The organism is Clostridium grantii DSM 8605, from assembly GCF_900129965.1.
Classification (GTDB): Bacteria; Bacillota; Clostridia; order Clostridiales; family Clostridiaceae; genus Clostridium_AF; species Clostridium_AF grantii.
In genome coordinates this window covers 1-16,156 of the sequence record NZ_FQXM01000042.1, presented here as the reverse complement: position 1 = coordinate 16,156, position 16,156 = coordinate 1, and the positions used below count along the sequence as shown (strand labels likewise).

Genomic DNA, 16,156 nt, shown 5'->3' with positions numbered 1-16,156 from the left:
ATGGTCGCCATCGTTCTACTAAAATGTGGTATATCCGTACTTATGCAATCATGATGTGCCAGCACATTGATGCTTGGCAGAGCCATAATAATGATTCTTTAGATCTTAAAAAAATTATTTTTAACTAATCTATGGTTTTAAAGAATTTAAAAAAAATTCAACCTCGTAGGTTTATTTGCCATGCCCTTTTTTACAAATTGAATACTAAATTAAGCTACTTTTAGAACACAAATAGAATTCCCAGTTAATTTATTACTTTTTTTAATGTTATTTTCAATTTATTCCGAGAGTCTATTAAAATATCTCTTACCTCTGGAGTATTTCTAATATAATCAATTCCTTTCTCAATTCCCTCTGTATATTGTAGTTATCTAGAAATTTATTCTAGTTGTTAGTTAAAACCTAAACATAATTTCTCTGAATTATTACCGCAACTTGCCATTATCTAAATATCCACTATGCCCTGTACATATTAATTTTATCGTATCTATTTTTAAAAGCTTTTTTATGGATTCTTTTTGCAATCTTGTATTCATGTTTTGTAACCAAAAGAAAGGCTTTATTTTATTGTTTTGTATGCTCAAAGTATCTCCTGTAAATAAAATACTATCATTAACTAAATAAGACATTGAACCCATGGTATGACCTGGTGTCTCAAGAGATTCTACTTTTATATCCCCTATATAAATCACATCTCCATCTTTTAACATTTTGTAATTTTTTTTTATTTTTTTATTAAAAATAAATAATAATCTTGGTTTCTTATAAGTAATCATCTGTTCTTCTTTACTAGAAATATATACTTGTCCATTTTTGAATACTTTTATTCCTCCCACATGATCATAATCTGAATGTGTTAAAAAGATATGAGAAATAGAATCAGCTTCAATATTTATTTTTCTTAATGCTTTTTTAATTATTATTTTGTTATAACCAGTATCAAAGCATATAGTATTTTCTTTATTGGTATAGATATAAAAATTTGAAATTAAAGTTCTAACAGCATAAATATTTTCTGTTACTTGTTGAGTTTTTATTGGCTTAATATACATAAAAAAACCTCCTTATAAATTAGGGTAAAATCTTTTCTTTTAATATACCCACAAATTCCTTAAGAGCAATACTAGATTCATGCAAAGCATCTGCCGTTGGTATAAAATGATATATAGAATAGCTTCGTTTTATATTTGTGTAATAATCCGTAGGAAAGGGTTCTAAACTTACGCCTACTGACTGGAATCCCATTAAAGCCCTATGCATATGAAATGCAGATGTAACAAGAATAGGCTTTTCAAATCCATATTTATCTAATAGTTCCTTTGTGAACTCCGCATTTTCATCAGTATTTAAACTTTTATCTTCAGTAATTATTACTTCTTCAGGAATATTTAAATTAATTAGTATTCTTTTTGCAATGTCTGCTTCATTTCCAGTAAAATCATAAACTTGTCCACCTGAAACAATAATAGGCACTTTGATTTTATAATATAATTGTGCCACTGTTAATAATCTATTTGAGGCGCTGCCATAAAGGTGTCCTACCCCATTAATATTAGGAGTATCTAATGTAGCTCCTCCTCCTAGCATAATAATTACATCTCCACTTACGTTGTCCTTTGGTGTATACTTTTTTTCTAAAGAACTCATTAAGCTATCTGCTATAAAATATGTTGAGAATATATATAATAGTATTGCTATTGCACAAATAAATTTTGAAAGCTTGTTTTTCCTTTTAAAACCCCAGAAACTTAATATTAATAATAATAGAATTATACTTCCTGGCGGCAAAATAAATGTTTTGTATATAAATTTTAAAAAATATATCATTTTTCCTCCTTCTTATTTTCTTAAGATATCAATATGTTAATTATATTCCACTTTTACTAAGTTTTAAATACTCTTTTACTTCTTATTAATAATCAAACTATTAATAAGAGAAATTTAATATTTCATTTAACTTTATATTCTATATATTTTAGTTGGAAAAAAGCGAAATGTATTATATAATGTATTAATATAACTGGCATTTAATGATAAATTCATAATTTTATACCACTTTATTTATTATATTATTAATGAAGGTTTATTGCTTTATAAATATTCAACCAAATTATTAAGTTAAGGGGGGTAATCTTATGCAAGTAGGTGTTATTATGGGTGGAGACTCTATGGAAAGAGAAATTTCTTTCATGACTGGAAACGAAGTTATCAAAAACTTGGACAAAACAAAATATGAAGTGGTTCCTATACCAATAAACACTAGATTTCAATTAATCGATCAAATTAGAGATTTAAGTTTTGCATTTATTGCCTTGCATGGAGAATTTGGTGAAGACGGTAAAATACAAGCTATGTTAGAAACTATGCATGTACCCTATACAGGATGTGGAATTTTTGCTAGTGCTTTATGTATGAATAAAATTATGAGTAAAATCATATTTAAAAATTGTGCAATAGAAACTCCAGGGTGGATACACATTAAGCTAGATGTTTACAACTCCTATGAAGACAAAAATCTTTTTATGAAGGATTTTAATTTAGATAAAAAGTTTTTCCCTTTGGTGGTAAAGCCCAACAAAGGCGGCTCAAGTATTGGTATTTTTGTTGTAAATACTAAAGAAGAATTATTAAATTCCATTGATTTATCCTTTAAATTTGATAAAGATGTAATTATTGAAGATTTTATCCATGGTGAAGAAATAACCGTCAGTGTATTGAACGGAGAAGTATTGCCAATAATAGGCATTAAGCCTGAAGCTAGTTTTTTTAATTATGAGTCTAAATATTCTAAAAATGGGGTAGAGGAAAAAATTATATCATTGCCAAAAACCCTCCACAACAAAGTAAAAACAATAGCAGAAACTATTTGGAAAGAATTTAGTTTACAGGTTTACGCTCGAATTGATATGATAATCAGTGGCGGTGAGATTTATGTATTAGAAATTAATACGCTTTCTGGAATGACAGAGAATAGTTTAATTCCTAAAAGCGCCAAAGCTTATGGTATTCCTTTTAATGAATTATTAGATAAAATCATAGAATATTCATTAATGATAGATAGGTACTAAACTATGTAATTATCATAAATGTGTTTTAAATCAATAAAAAAGGTATTTCGTATTGAAATACCTTTTTTACTGTTCCTTAATTTATAAACTATTTACAGCTTCTAAAGCTTTATCATAATCTGGATAGTTAGATACTTCTTTTACGTATTCTACATATCTAACTGTTCCCTCTTCATCTACAATTACAATACCTCTGCCAAGAAGTCTTGCTTCTTCAATTACAAAACCATAAGCTTCTCCAAAAGATAATTCTTTATGATCTGATAAAGTTTTTACTTTATCAATTCCTTCTGCAGCACAATATCTAGCTAGTGCAAAGGGCAAATCTACGCTGATAGTATATATCTCTACTCCATCCATTTTTGCTGCTTCTTCATTAAATCTTCTTGTTTGAGCTGAGCAAACTGGTGTATCTACAGATGGAACAACACTTATAATTAATTTCTTTCCTTTTGCATCCTCTAAAGTCACTGGTTTAGAAGCATTATCTAAAACAGTAAAACTTGGTGCTTTATCTCCTACCTTGATTTCTTTTCCTAGCAATGTAACTGGATTTCCTCCAAGAGTCATAAAACCTGTTCTTTTTTCCATAATGTTGCCTCCTAAGTAATTGATATTTATTATCCGTTAATATTTATTCTTATCATACTCCAGATTTTCTTTCTTGTCAATAAAAAAATCAATTATTTAGAAAGTTTCAAATTGAAAATTATTTAAATCAAACTATTATCTTTAAAAAATTCATGTTTTTCTTCTCTTAATAAATTTGAATTCTTATCGAAGAAATAAACTGAAATTTCCGGAAAATTTTGATTAGTAAATTTATCAATAAATTCTTTATCTGCCTTTTGAATTATATTAATAGTTTCAAATAATTTATTTTTTTGATATTCTTCTGAAGTATTTTCATTAACCACATAATAGATATTCAAACCATAGATTTTATTTTCAAACGTCCACTTTGCTAGTATCTCCTGTTGTAAAAAACCTATTCTTTCATAGTTATAACTTAAACCAATATACAACTCCTTTGGTTTATTAACATCTCCACACAAAAATGTATAATGTCTAGGAACTACAGGTTTAGTTTTAGAACTTCCAGGTAGAAATATTACTTTAATTTTTTCATCATTAATCATTTTTATTTATTCACCTACAAAATTAGTACTTTTATTATATTATTATAAAAGCACTAATTTGTGAAGGCTTTTTTTAATCAACCTGAAGCCCCGCCATTTTCATTAAGTATGAAGCATTTCTAGTTTTACTTATGCCTTTTTTTAATTTATAATCAAAATAAATTTTATTATCTTTATAATATTCTTCAAAATGATAATTTTTAATCTTTCCTTTTGATGTTTTTTCCAGTTCCCCTAGCTCTAAATCATGGGTTGAAACTAATCCTACCGCTCCAACTTTTTCAAGCTTATTTACAAGAGAAATAGCACCTGTATGTCTATCAATAGAATTGGTTCCTTTAAAAATTTCATCCAAAAGAAAAAATACTTTTTCATTTCTATTAACGGCATCAATAATTTTTTTAATTCTAATAATTTCTCCATAAAAAGATGATATATTCTGATCTATATCGTCACTTATTCTCATACAAGAATATATATTCAAAAGAGGACATGTAAAGCTACTTGCACAAACTGCAGCTCCTGTATATGAAAGCACAAGATTAATTCCTATAGTCCTTAAATATGTACTTTTACCCGCCATATTTGATCCTGTAATCAATAATACGGGGGATTCTTCACTTATAGAAATATAATTACTAATTCTATTGCTAGTAATTAAAGGATGAGCTAATTTTTCACTTTTAATAATCTTTTTTTCTGTAAATTCAGGGGTGGTCCAGTTTGGATTGTCAAAATTTATTATAGATAAACTTGACAAAGCCTCAAATTCTCCAATCACCTGCAACCATTGCTGAAGATTTTCACCAGAATTGTTTTTCCATTTATTTAAAGATTTACACACTTTATAATCAGAAAGAAAAATTAAATTTTTTATCAGATAAAACATATTTCTGCGATCAGATATTTTTGTTACTATTTTATTAAATTCTTTCATTGATTTTCCACATGTTTCTTTTTTATTATTTACTAACTTAGCTTTTAACTTTTCTAAATATATACTATTAAAATCTTTTTTTTCTATATGTTCTATCATATGCCAGTAGATTTCTATATCCCTTTTATATTTAAATAATTCATTTAAATAATCTGCTCTTTCTCCAAATTTATACCCTGTTATCCCTATTTGGATTATAAACAAAATAGCCGGTACAGTGTATGGTATCAAATTAAAAATGAAATGAAGTACCCCAAATAAAATAGTGATTAAAGGCAAAATAATAACCAAGAAGTTTACACTTTTACTTTCATAAAAATCAATTTTCTCTTTACTCCAAATCACTAATTCCTCAGGTGATTTTATATTTTCTTCACTTATTGATGGCAAAGCCTGTAGCTTTTGTCTCCACCCTATTGATAAAGCTAATTCTTTTACTGCTTCTTGTTTTTGTATAATCTTTTCTTTATTTGTTGGAAATTCTGATAATATATTCTTCAATTCATGTCTTCCATAAAAGGTTTTTGTAACATTTATATACTGAAATAAAGAGTTCTTACCAAATATATCTAAATCATATGTGAAATTGCTGCTTTCATCAACAAACTCACTTCCTTGATCTTTGAATCCTTTCCACTTTCCTTTTTTTCTTTCAAGTGATTTTTTATTTATTGATATGAGAGATTCACATAATTTTAGTTTAGCTATTAAAACACTATGTTTTTTAGCAACAACCAAAAAAAATATTAAAAATATTAATACAGTAATTCCAAAAAACATATAATTATCTTGCTTTAAAAAAATCAAGCCTAGCACAATAGCTGAAATAAATATCACCAATCTTAAAACACTGTAAAAATTAATGGTTTGTTTTTGTTTTGATTTTAAATTTTCATATCTTTTCATTCTTTTATCGTATATTTTTTCTTTCATAATACCACTCCCAAATTTATACTTTTATCTATTTATAAATAATAACATATAATAAATATTTTTATAACTACAGATTTTTATTTACTTTTTAAAAAAATAAAGTCCTTACCACTGACTTGACATATGTAAATATTTTCTGCATATTTTTATCATTTTTTTAATTGACTTATGCATTAATTGATAATATAATAACTGTAACGTAATTATTGATTATTTATCAATCAAAAAATGTTTTTATTGCCATTATGTTAAAAAAACCGACAAGTTTTTAGCGTAATTATTTTTAAGGGGGACTAAAAAATGGATATGAACTTAGTAATGAATTCAATGTGGGTACTTATAGCATCAATTTTAGTGTTTTTGATGCATGCTGGTTTTGCAATGGTGGAGGTTGGATTTACACAAAGCAAGAACGCAGTAAATATTATAATGAAAAATTTTGTTACAGTTGCTATTGGTGTTATTGGCTTTTTTATTGTTGGATATGGTATTATGTATGGAGAGAGTTTTTTTAATATTTTTGGTACTAGTGGATTTATGTTATTAAATACGCCTGATACAGTATCTGGAATTTCCTTTGAAGTTTTCTTTTTCTTTCAAGCGATTTTTGCAGCTACTTGTGCTACTATAGTTTCAGGTGCTATGGCAGAAAGAACAAAGTTTTTAGCTTATATAATCTTTTGTGTTATTGCTACAACTTTAATTTATCCATTAGTAGGACATTGGATTTGGGGTGGTGGTTTTCTAAGCCAAATGGGATTTAGAGATTTTGCTGGTGGAACTGCTGTACATGCTGTTGGAGGTTTTGCAGCATTAATGGGAGCAAAATTAGTTGGAGCAAGAGATGGCAAATATAAAAACGGTAAAATTAAAGCTATTCCTGGACACAATATACCATTAGGAGCACTTGGTGTTTTAATTCTTTGGTTTGGATGGTTTGGTTTTAATCCTGGTAGTACACTTGATATTACATCTCCATTAACTGCTCATGCAGCTATAACTACATTACTTGGTGGTTCTGCTGCTACATTATCATCTATGCTTTTTAGTACAATTAGATATAAAAAGCCTGATGCTGGTCTTACTTTAAATGGCGCTTTAGCTGGCTTAGTTGGTGTTACGGCTGGTGCTTCTATGATTTCATATTTTGGTGCAATTTTTATAGGAATAGTAGCTGGTATAGTAATGATTTTTGCGGTAGAATATATTGATACAAAATTAAAGATTGATGATCCTGTAGGTGCTATCTCTGTTCATGGAGTTTGTGGAACATTAGGAACTATATGCATAGGTTTATTCGCAACAGATGGTGGATTATTCTATGGTGGTGGATTCGGCTTACTTGGAATTCAAATTTTAGGAGTATGTATAGTTGCACTAACAGTTTTAACTTTATCCTATATAACTTTTAAACTTATCGACAAATTCTATGGACTAAGAGTTGAAAGTCATGAGGAAGCTCGTGGTTTAGATGCCATGGAACATGGTATTTCTGCTTATATTGATCTATAAAAGGAAAAAGGGGGATTTTTTAATGGCGGATAAAATGACTAAAATAGAGATTATAACAAGAAGTAATAAATTTGAAGAACTTAAAGAAGCATTAAATCAAATTGGTATTCAAGGAATGACTATGACTCAAGTATTAGGATGTGGAACACAAAAGGGTGTAACTGAATTTTATAGAGGAGTTCCTTATGAAATGAATTTACTTCCTAAAGTTAAAGTAGAAATAGTTGTGTCCACTGTTCCTGTAGAATTAGTTATAGAAACTGCTGAAAAAATACTGAATACTGGAACTATAGGTGATGGTAAGATTTTTGTATATGATGTTAGTACTGTTGTTAGAATAAGAACTGGCGAACGTGATAAAGCAGCTTTAAAATAGTTAAAAGAATTCCCTCAAAATGTGGGGAATTCTTTTTTATTTATATATTTATCATACTATCCATTCATAACGGCATTTTTGAGTCTCATCTGCTGAGTAAGCATCCGAAGTTTCTGGTATGTCTACAATTTCTATAAATTTTGCTCCAATAGTTTCACAAATTTTTCTTGATGCATAATTGTGTGGATTGCATGTGATAATCACTTTATTCATTAAATGGTCTTTAATTACTTCCTTAATAATATTACAAGCATTTGCAGCAAATTTATTTCCTCGATACTGTTCTTCAATTCCATATCCAACGTGACCTATATAGTTTAATACTTTTTCTGAATTTCCTAATCTTAAATTAATATGTCCAATTACAGTATCAGTATTGTGTAGTACTATTTTGAACTTATACTCTGGTACCCTTCCCTTTGAAATATCTCCGCTATTTTTTTTATATATAATAATATCAATCTCTCCATCTCCTAGAATCTCATAATCTTTCAATTCCATGTTATATCCTCCTTTGATATTGTAAAAATATACATATATTCGAAAATCATAACAAATATTTATGTAACTTTCAAGTGTTAAACACTATTCTTAAATCTAGCCTATAATTAAATAAAACCCTTTGCTTTAGCAAAAAGTTTTATTTAATTTCAACTTTTATTATTCTATTTAAGTCCATCTTTCAACTCTTCAATAAACTCTATCAACTTCTCAGCATCTCCATTTGTTTCACTTACTAATTTTACAATAGCTGTCCCTACTATTACTGCATCTACATGAGGTGCAAACTTCTTAACATCTTCTTTTGAAGCTACTCCAAAACCAACTGCTATAGGAATATCCGCTAGCTCTTTTACTGTTTTTAAGTAAGCTTCAACATCCCCATAAAATCCATCCTTCATTCCCGTAACCCCTAAAGAAGAAACGCAGTATACAAAGCCTTTTTTATTTTCAACAATCTTACTTATTCTGTCTTCTGAAGTTGGTGCGACTAAAGGTATAAGTGCTAATTCTTTATCTTCAAGGAATTGTGTTACCTCATATTGTTCTTCATAAGGTAGATCTGGAATTATTAATCCATCTATGCCAGATTCACAACAATTATCAACAAATTTTTCTACTCCATAAGCTAATAAAGTATTGTAATATACCAGAAATACTAAAGGTATTTCTGTATTTTTTCTTGCTTTCTTAATAACCTCAAAGATTCCATTTACTGTAGTTCCTTTTCTTAAAGCATCTTCTGCAGCCTTTTGTATTATAGGCCCATCTGCCAAAGCATCAGAAAAAGGAATTCCTATTTCAACTATGGCTGCTCCTGCTTTTTCTTGAGCATAAATGAGATTTTCTGTACATTCAAGTGATGGACTTCCTGCTGTGATATAAGTAATCAAAGCTTTTTCATTATTCTTCTTTAATTCATCAAATTTTGCATATATTCTATTCATTAAACTTCCCCCACTTCATCTTTATTTATAACTTTAGATATAGCTTCTACGTCTTTATCTCCCCTACCAGATAAATTAACTACAATAATTTTATCTTTGTCATACAAGGGTGCTGCTTTCATAGCATAAGCTAAAGCATGAGCACTTTCTAATGCTGGAATTATTCCTTCAACCTTACTCAAGTATTGAAATGCTTCTACAGCTTCATCATCTGTAACATTTAAATATTCTACTCTTTTTATAGAATTTAAATATGAATGCTCGGGTCCTATTCCTGGGTAATCAAGTCCTGCTGAAATAGAATACGCTGGTGTGATCTGTCCATCCGCGTCTTGTAGTAGCATAGTTTTCATACCATGTAAAACCCCAACTTTACCTCCAACAATCGCTGCTCCATGTTGCCCTGTTTCGATACCTAACCCTGCCGCTTCAATACCTTGTAATTTAACTTCTTTATCTTCTACAAAAGGATGGAAAATCCCCATTGCATTACTTCCTCCACCAACACAAGCAATTATTGTATCTGGAAGTCTTCCTTCTACTTCAAGAATTTGTTCCTTTGTTTCATCACCTATTATTCTTTGAAAATCTCTAACCATTGTTGGGTATGGATGAGGCCCAACCACAGAACCTATAACATAAAATGTATCTTCAATAGCTTTTACCCAATATCTAATAGCTTCATTTGTTGCATCTTTTAAAGTTCCGGTTCCAGAAGTTACTGGTTCAACTTTTGCACCAAGAAGTCTCATTCTAAAAACATTTAATCTTTGTCTTTCTATATCTTCTTCACCCATAAATACAGTACATTCCATACCGAATAATGCTGCCCCTGTAGCTGTAGCTACCCCATGTTGTCCTGCGCCAGTTTCAGCAATAATTTTCTTTTTACCCATTCTTTTAGCTAAAAGAATTTGGCCTAAAACATTATTAATTTTATGTGCTCCTGTATGATTTAAATCTTCTCTTTTTAAATATATTTTAGCTCCACCTAATTCTTTTGTTAGCTTTTCAGCAAAATATAAAGGAGTAGGTCTTCCCACATATTGTTTTAAATAATATTTATATTCTTTTATAAAATCCTCATCATCCATGTACTTTACATAATTATCCTCTAATTCTATAAGTGCATTCATTAATGTTTCCGGTACATACTGTCCACCAAATTCTCCAAATTTTCTATCTAGTTTCATATTCTCTCACCTTTCTTATAAATTCTTTTATTTTTTCTGAATTTTTATAACCATCTAATTCTACCCCTGAACTAATATCTACAATATCTGGTTTAATAATATCCATTGCTTGTATTACGTTACCGCTATTAATTCCTCCAGCTAAAATAAGATTATTTTTTATATTTAGCTTTTCAGCCCAATGCCAATTGAAACTTCCACCTGAACCTGGGTCCTTAGCATCTAATAAAATCCCATAAAATTCTTCATACTCGCTAATAAGATTTAAATCACTTTCCTCTTTTATTTTAAAAGCTTTCCAAACAGACGCATTAATCCTCAAACAATCTTCAACAGACTCACTTCCATGCATTTGAACTACATCCAGTTTACAATAATCAACAATATTATTTATTTCTTTTGGTTTGGAATTAACAAAAACACCTACAGTTTTTATTTTTGGATTTAATCTATCTATTAGTTCTTTTGCTAATTCTTTATCTACTTTCCTTTTACTTTCAGCAAAAACTAATCCAATATAATCAACATCTTTATAATTCTCATTAATAATTTCTATATCTTTTATTCTTTTTAAACCACAAATTTTAATTTTCATAAAGCCTCCATTTTATAGTTGCTTTTGAATTCTTTTGCTTTAACTTTAATATCCTCACATCTCATAAAACTTTCTCCCACTAAAATTGCATTTATATTACATTGCGAAAGAAATTTAATATGCTCTATTTCATGAATTCCACTTTCGCTTACAACTAAAATATTTTCTGGAATAAGCTTTCTAAGTTTTTTTGTTGTTTCTAAACTTACTGAAAAATCTTTTAAATTCCTATTATTTATACCTATAATATCTGCCCCTGCTTTTATTGCTATTTCAACTTCTTCTTCATCATGAACTTCAACTAAAGCATCTATGTTAAGAGATTGAGTAAGCTGAATAAATTCCTTTAATGTTTCCTCTTCTAATATGGCAACTATAAGCAAAACTGCACTTGCTCCTGAGATTTTTGCCTCATATATTTCTCTTTCATCAATAATAAAATCTTTTCTTAATAAAGGTAGTTTATTTGATCTTGAAACTTCTTTTAATATTGATAAATTTCCTAGGAAATAGTTTTCCTCTGTTAAAACGGATATGGCATCTACAGCAGCTTCATACTCAGAGGCAATTTCTAAAGGAAAAAAGTCTTGCTTTATAATTCCTTTAGAAGGAGAGGCTTTTTTTATTTCTCCAATGATTGATAGTTCTTTTTTACTTAATGCTTGGTAAAAACTATTTTTAGCCGGTACTTCTTTTGCAGCTTTTTTATATTCTTCAATAGATAGAAATTTTTTATTTTGTAAATCCTTTTTCTTTCTTTCTACAATTTCATCTAGAATCATCTTATACCTCCATTGTAAACTTTGAAAACTCATTTAATTTATTTAAAGCTAAACCACTTTCAATTATCTCTCTTGCTTTTTCTACACCTTGTTTTAAGCTATTTGTTATACCAGCCACATATAAACCAGCTGCTGCATTTAAAACTAGAATATCTTTTTTAGCTCCCTCTTTTCCTTTAAAAATATCTTTTATAATCAAAGAATTATCTTCTGCATTACCACCTTTAATTGAATCTAAATTCTTTCTTTCTATACCAAAGTCTTCCGGACTAATATAATAAGTTTTTATCTCATTATTTTTTAATTCAGTTACCTTTGTTTCACAAGTTAAAGTAATTTCATCTAATCCATCCATCCCATGAACTACCAAAGCTGATTCCACTCCTAAATTCTTTAAAACATTAGCCATAACCTCTGTTAACTCTTCACTAAATACCCCTAGTACTTGATTTTTAGCTCTAGCTGGATTAGTTAAAGGCCCTAAAATATTAAATACTGTTCTGTACCCTAATTGTTTTCTTACTGGAGCCGCATATCTCATAGCACTATGAAAAGTAGGTGCAAACAAGAATCCTAAATTAGTTTCTTCAATACAATTAGCTACTTTATCTGGAGTCAAGCTTATATTAACTCCTAGTTTCTCTAAAACATCCGCACTACCACTCAAACTAGAAACAGATCTATTACCATGCTTAACAACTTTCACCCCTGCTGCTGCACATATAAAAGCTGATGCAGTAGAAATATTATAGGTGCCACTTTTATCTCCTCCAGTACCACAAGTATCTAAAGTATTAAAGTTCCCCACATTAATACCTTCAGCCATTTTAATCATAGCTTTAGCTCCACCTGTTATTTCATCAACAGTTTCACCTTTTAACTTTAAAGCTGTTAGAAAACTTGCAATTAAAGCTTCACTAACCTGTCCCTGCATTATTTCTTCCACAGCCTCCATCATTTCTTGCTGTGACAAATCTTTTTTATCAACTAGTTTTAATAAACTATCCTTTAACATTAAAAAGCCCCCCTTTTAATTTTTAAATATCATATACTCAATATTTACTATCCACTTACTCTCATAGCCATAAAATTTTCAAGTAATTTCATTCCCTCTGGTGTATAAACTGATTCAGGATGAAATTGTAATCCAACTAAAGGATATTCCTTATGTTGAACTGCCATAATCTCTCCATCTTTCACAGTAGCTAAAATTTCTAATTCTTCTGGCAATGTATCTTCCTTAATGGATAAAGAATGATATCTCGCTCCTTGCATAGGACTTGGTAAATCCTTAAAAATACCTTTGTTTGAATGACTTATATTATCCGCTTTCCCATGACAAAGTTTTTTTGCATAAACAATTTCTGCTCCAAAAGCCTGCCCTATACTTTGATGCCCTAAACAAATGCCTAAAATAGGAAGTGACTTATAAAACTCTTTTATTAAATCTATACAAATTCCAGCTTCATCAGGAGTTTTAGGCCCTGGTGAAATTACTATTCTATCTGGCTTCATTTCTTTTATTTCCTTCAAAGTGATACAATCATTTCTAACAACTTTAACTTTATCGAAAGTACTTAAGTATTGATAAAGGTTATAAGTAAAAGAATCATAATTATCAATTAATAAAATCATTTTTCTAACCTCCCCACCACTTTAACTAATGCATTTATTTTATTCCTTGTTTCCTCGTATTCAGCTTCTGGATCTGAATCAGCAACTATTCCTGCCCCTGCTTGCAAATAAGCAAATCCATCTTTTGTCATCATAGTTCTAATAGTAATACACATATTCATATTTCCATCAAATCCAAAATATCCAGTAGACCCTCCATAAAAGCCTCTTTTTTCTTTTTCTAACTCATCAATTATTTCCATTGCTCTTATTTTAGGAGCTCCTGATAAAGTTCCTGCCGGTAAAAAACTAGATAAAGCATCAAATTCATCGTATTCTTTTCCAAGCTTACCTTCAACTAAAGATACAATATGCATAACATGAGAAAAATTCTTAACTTTCATAAAACTACTAACATTTACTGAACCTATTTCAGCAATTCTTCCCATATCATTTCTAGCCAAATCTACTAACATTACATGTTCTGCTTTTTCTTTTTCATCTGAAAGTAAGTCTTCTGCTAAAAATAAATCTTCTTCTTGATTTTCTCCTCTTTTTCTAGTACCTGCTATAGGACAAGTTTCCACATTATTCTCCTTTAACTCCACTAGCATTTCAGGTGAACTTCCTACGATTTGATACTCACCAAAATTAAAATAATATAAGTAAGGTGATGGATTTAATCTTCTTAATCTTCTATATATATTAAATGGATTTTCCTCAGTTTTAATTTTCCATCTTTGCGATAACACTACTTGGAATATATCCCCTTCATAAATATATTGTTTTGCTTTTTCAACCATATTGATGAATTCTTCTTTAGTGGTATTACTTTCTGCAAGATTAAGGTTTTCACATTCTCTTGAGTAATTACCCTGAATGTTACTGTCCATATATATTTCTTCTTCATAAACTGCAAATACTTTTTCTGCTTCTTCTTTTCCTTTTTCATTATTTTCTTTTAATGCAACTATAATTATTTCATTATGAAAATGATCAAAAACTAACAATTCATCAACCAACATCAATTCTGTATCTGGTGTTTGTACTTTATCTTCATTGATATCCTCAAGTTTTTCATACTGTCTTATTATGTCATAAGCTATATTTCCTACAGCTCCACCTATCAATGGAATATTTGTATCGTTATCTACTTGATAAGCATCAAAATATTCTCTAACCACATCCATTACTTTTCCAATAACTTTTTTTTCATTATCTCTATCTAAAACTGTAACTTCATTTCCTCTACAAATAATTTTCCCATAAGGGTTTCTACTTATAAAAGAATACCTTCCATTTTCTAAATCGCTTGTTTCAAGTAAAAATCCTACTTTATTCCCTACAATTTTTTGAAATAAAGTTATTGGTGTTTCTGTGTCCCCAGAAATTTTCTTAGTATAAGGAATTAAAATTGTTCTTTCTTTCAATATAATTACCCCCTGATTTTTAATCTTTTAATGACAAAAGCCTTCTTATATTTCTATAAGAAGGCTTTTGTTGGTTAGCTGCACTGTCAAACGAGATTTATAACCTTCTCATTTGGGGCGAATTTTTATTCACGGTGCCACCCAACTTAAATATGCTAAATACTATAAAAAAATAAAAAAATGTTCCATCCATCAAGGACGAAACATAGTAATTTCGTTATACCACCAAAACATAAATATCTTTATCGAATACAAAGAGTGACACTCTTGATATTCTACCTTTATAACGTAAGGTCACGGTAACGGCTACTCTAGTTCACCTAACATCTCCTGGGCCCATTTCTTTATGTTCAATGTTATCGGACCTTCCACCAAACGCCGACTCGCTAAAACAAATTCCATACTTACTTTCCCAATCAAAGATTTTTATTTATTTACTTTACATTATTATACACTTCAAAATAAATATTGTCAATAAAAATACATATTTTATTATTAAAATACATATTTTCTTATTAAAAACACCTAAATTTAGGTGTTAAAAACATATAAATTCAGGTGTTAAAATTTTTATTAGGCTTTGTCTAGTTCTTCATCAATAGCAGCTTTATCAAATCCAATTATGATTCTACCATCCATATTTAAAACTGGCACACCTTGTTGCCCAGATAATTTAATCATTTCTTCAGCACCCGCTTGGTCAGAAGATACGTCTACACTTTCATAAGCTACCTTTTTTGAGTCTAAATATTTTTTTGCTTTTACGCACCATTGGCATGTTGGTGTTGAATAAACTTTAATCATTATTTTTCCTCCTCATAATTAGATAGACTCTCGGAATTAACCGAGTGTTATGTTTTAAGGGTTTCCTCAAAACACTTTAGTTGTAATCCTCCTACTTTTAGTAGGAAGTTTTTTATTTTCTTAAAGTGAAATTGGAAATTTCACTTCTAAAAAATATTATTAAAACTCAAAAAAACACTTGACTTTTGAAAATCAACCCAATAATCGCATTGAAGGGATTATTTCCTTTACTAACTGTGATTGGGGTGTTACAAATGAAACCTAAATATGTTTCTCATGAATCTTATCAAAACTTTGTATTATCAAATCTTCAAAAACATTACGC

17 protein-coding genes are annotated in these 16,156 nt (G+C 29.2%); 3 read left to right on the top strand and 14 right to left on the bottom strand.

Going from position 1 to position 16,156, the window contains the following annotated elements; translation table 11 throughout:
* Window positions 1-425 precede the first annotated feature (425 nt).
* Both BUB83_RS19845 and BUB83_RS19840 read right to left on the bottom strand, forming a co-directional pair.
* Window positions 426-1,052, bottom strand: a complete 627-nt coding sequence (locus BUB83_RS19845; protein WP_073340851.1) for an MBL fold metallo-hydrolase — start codon at window positions 1,050-1,052, stop codon at window positions 426-428.
* 19 nt (window positions 1,053-1,071) lie between these two features.
* The gene (locus BUB83_RS19840; protein ID WP_073340850.1) at window positions 1,072-1,827 is read right to left on the bottom strand and encodes a YdcF family protein; all 756 of its coding nucleotides are present in this window, start codon (window positions 1,825-1,827) and stop codon (window positions 1,072-1,074) included.
* A 308-nt stretch (window positions 1,828-2,135) separates the two neighbouring features.
* Between BUB83_RS19840 and BUB83_RS19835 the strand changes: the two genes are divergently transcribed.
* Window positions 2,136-3,068, top strand: a complete 933-nt coding sequence (locus BUB83_RS19835) for a D-alanine--D-alanine ligase (protein WP_073340849.1) — start codon at window positions 2,136-2,138, stop codon at window positions 3,066-3,068.
* A gap of 81 nt (window positions 3,069-3,149) precedes the next feature.
* On the opposite strand, the gene tpx is transcribed toward BUB83_RS19835, so the two are convergent.
* The 3 genes from tpx to BUB83_RS19820 all read right to left on the bottom strand — a co-directional run bounded on the left by tpx (window position 3,150) and on the right by BUB83_RS19820 (window position 6,077).
* The gene (tpx, locus tag BUB83_RS19830; RefSeq protein WP_084133727.1) at window positions 3,150-3,659 is read right to left on the bottom strand and encodes a thiol peroxidase; all 510 of its coding nucleotides are present in this window, start codon (window positions 3,657-3,659) and stop codon (window positions 3,150-3,152) included.
* Window positions 3,660-3,781: 122 nt separating this feature from the next.
* Window positions 3,782-4,207 carry a staygreen family protein gene (locus tag BUB83_RS19825; protein ID WP_073340848.1) on the bottom strand — a complete coding sequence of 142 codons (426 nt, stop codon included), beginning with the start codon at window positions 4,205-4,207 and terminating at the stop codon, window positions 3,782-3,784.
* Window positions 4,208-4,280: 73 nt separating this feature from the next.
* Window positions 4,281-6,077 carry a MutS-related protein gene (locus BUB83_RS19820; RefSeq protein WP_073340847.1) on the bottom strand — a complete coding sequence of 599 codons (1,797 nt, stop codon included), beginning with the start codon at window positions 6,075-6,077 and terminating at the stop codon, window positions 4,281-4,283.
* Between the two features lie 300 nt (window positions 6,078-6,377).
* Between BUB83_RS19820 and BUB83_RS19815 the strand changes: the two genes are divergently transcribed.
* Window positions 6,378-7,589 (top strand): ammonium transporter, encoded by a 1,212-nt coding sequence (locus BUB83_RS19815; protein WP_073340846.1) that lies wholly within the window; start codon window positions 6,378-6,380, stop codon window positions 7,587-7,589.
* Window positions 7,590-7,611: 22 nt separating this feature from the next.
* A complete protein-coding gene (locus BUB83_RS19810) occupies window positions 7,612-7,965 on the top strand; it encodes a P-II family nitrogen regulator (protein ID WP_073340845.1) in 354 nt (117 codons plus the stop codon).
* Between the two features lie 51 nt (window positions 7,966-8,016).
* On the opposite strand, the gene BUB83_RS19805 is transcribed toward BUB83_RS19810, so the two are convergent.
* From BUB83_RS19805 to BUB83_RS19765, 9 genes are all read right to left on the bottom strand, one after another.
* On the bottom strand, window positions 8,017-8,466 hold the full coding sequence (locus BUB83_RS19805) for a GNAT family N-acetyltransferase (RefSeq protein WP_073340844.1): 450 nt from the start codon (window positions 8,464-8,466) through the stop codon (window positions 8,017-8,019).
* 164 nt (window positions 8,467-8,630) lie between these two features.
* On the bottom strand, window positions 8,631-9,413 hold the full coding sequence (trpA, locus tag BUB83_RS19800) for a tryptophan synthase subunit alpha (RefSeq protein WP_073340843.1): 783 nt from the start codon (window positions 9,411-9,413) through the stop codon (window positions 8,631-8,633).
* Window positions 9,413-10,606, bottom strand: coding sequence for a tryptophan synthase subunit beta (trpB, locus tag BUB83_RS19795; protein WP_073340842.1), 1,194 nt, complete (start codon window positions 10,604-10,606; stop codon window positions 9,413-9,415). Before trpB ends, trpA begins: the two co-directional genes overlap by 1 nt.
* Window positions 10,593-11,201 (bottom strand): phosphoribosylanthranilate isomerase, encoded by a 609-nt coding sequence (locus tag BUB83_RS19790; RefSeq protein WP_073340841.1) that lies wholly within the window; start codon window positions 11,199-11,201, stop codon window positions 10,593-10,595. The genes trpB and BUB83_RS19790 overlap by 14 nt, the downstream gene beginning before the upstream one ends.
* Complete coding sequence (gene trpC, locus BUB83_RS19785) at window positions 11,198-11,983, bottom strand: indole-3-glycerol phosphate synthase TrpC (RefSeq protein ID WP_073340840.1); 786 nt, start codon at window positions 11,981-11,983, stop codon at window positions 11,198-11,200. Before trpC ends, BUB83_RS19790 begins: the two co-directional genes overlap by 4 nt.
* A 1-nt stretch (window position 11,984) precedes the next feature.
* Complete coding sequence (gene trpD, locus BUB83_RS19780) at window positions 11,985-12,998, bottom strand: anthranilate phosphoribosyltransferase (protein ID WP_073340839.1); 1,014 nt, start codon at window positions 12,996-12,998, stop codon at window positions 11,985-11,987.
* A gap of 47 nt (window positions 12,999-13,045) precedes the next feature.
* Window positions 13,046-13,618 carry an anthranilate synthase component II gene (locus BUB83_RS19775; protein ID WP_073340838.1) on the bottom strand — a complete coding sequence of 191 codons (573 nt, stop codon included), beginning with the start codon at window positions 13,616-13,618 and terminating at the stop codon, window positions 13,046-13,048.
* A complete protein-coding gene (gene trpE / locus BUB83_RS19770) occupies window positions 13,615-15,027 on the bottom strand; it encodes an anthranilate synthase component I (protein ID WP_084133726.1) in 1,413 nt (470 codons plus the stop codon). Before trpE ends, BUB83_RS19775 begins: the two co-directional genes overlap by 4 nt.
* Window positions 15,028-15,600: 573 nt before the next feature.
* Window positions 15,601-15,831 (bottom strand): glutaredoxin domain-containing protein, encoded by a 231-nt coding sequence (locus BUB83_RS19765; protein ID WP_073340836.1) that lies wholly within the window; start codon window positions 15,829-15,831, stop codon window positions 15,601-15,603.
* Window positions 15,832-16,156 lie beyond the last annotated feature (325 nt).

Excerpts from the sequence above, each read along its gene's own strand:
- BUB83_RS19845 (WP_073340851.1), bottom strand. The coding sequence starts at position 1,052 with ATGTATATTAAGCCAATAAAAACTCAACAAGTAACAGAAAATATTTAT.
- BUB83_RS19815 (WP_073340846.1), top strand. The coding sequence starts at position 6,378 with ATGGATATGAACTTAGTAATGAATTCAATGTGGGTACTTATAGCATCA.
- BUB83_RS19840 (WP_073340850.1), bottom strand. The coding sequence starts at position 1,827 with ATGATATATTTTTTAAAATTTATATACAAAACATTTATTTTGCCGCCA.
- trpA (WP_073340843.1), bottom strand. The coding sequence starts at position 9,413 with ATGAATAGAATATATGCAAAATTTGATGAATTAAAGAAGAATAATGAA.
- BUB83_RS19790 (WP_073340841.1), bottom strand. The coding sequence starts at position 11,201 with ATGAAAATTAAAATTTGTGGTTTAAAAAGAATAAAAGATATAGAAATT.
- BUB83_RS19805 (WP_073340844.1), bottom strand. The coding sequence starts at position 8,466 with ATGGAATTGAAAGATTATGAGATTCTAGGAGATGGAGAGATTGATATT.
- BUB83_RS19825 (WP_073340848.1), bottom strand. The coding sequence starts at position 4,207 with ATGATTAATGATGAAAAAATTAAAGTAATATTTCTACCTGGAAGTTCT.
- BUB83_RS19835 (WP_073340849.1), top strand. The coding sequence starts at position 2,136 with ATGCAAGTAGGTGTTATTATGGGTGGAGACTCTATGGAAAGAGAAATT.
- trpB (WP_073340842.1), bottom strand. The coding sequence starts at position 10,606 with ATGAAACTAGATAGAAAATTTGGAGAATTTGGTGGACAGTATGTACCG.
- trpC (WP_073340840.1), bottom strand. The coding sequence starts at position 11,983 with ATGATTCTAGATGAAATTGTAGAAAGAAAGAAAAAGGATTTACAAAAT.
- trpD (WP_073340839.1), bottom strand. The coding sequence starts at position 12,998 with ATGTTAAAGGATAGTTTATTAAAACTAGTTGATAAAAAAGATTTGTCA.
- BUB83_RS19765 (WP_073340836.1), bottom strand. The coding sequence starts at position 15,831 with ATGATTAAAGTTTATTCAACACCAACATGCCAATGGTGCGTAAAAGCA.
- BUB83_RS19775 (WP_073340838.1), bottom strand. The coding sequence starts at position 13,618 with ATGATTTTATTAATTGATAATTATGATTCTTTTACTTATAACCTTTAT.
- BUB83_RS19820 (WP_073340847.1), bottom strand. The coding sequence starts at position 6,077 with ATGAAAGAAAAAATATACGATAAAAGAATGAAAAGATATGAAAATTTA.
- BUB83_RS19810 (WP_073340845.1), top strand. The coding sequence starts at position 7,612 with ATGGCGGATAAAATGACTAAAATAGAGATTATAACAAGAAGTAATAAA.
- tpx (WP_084133727.1), bottom strand. The coding sequence starts at position 3,659 with ATGGAAAAAAGAACAGGTTTTATGACTCTTGGAGGAAATCCAGTTACA.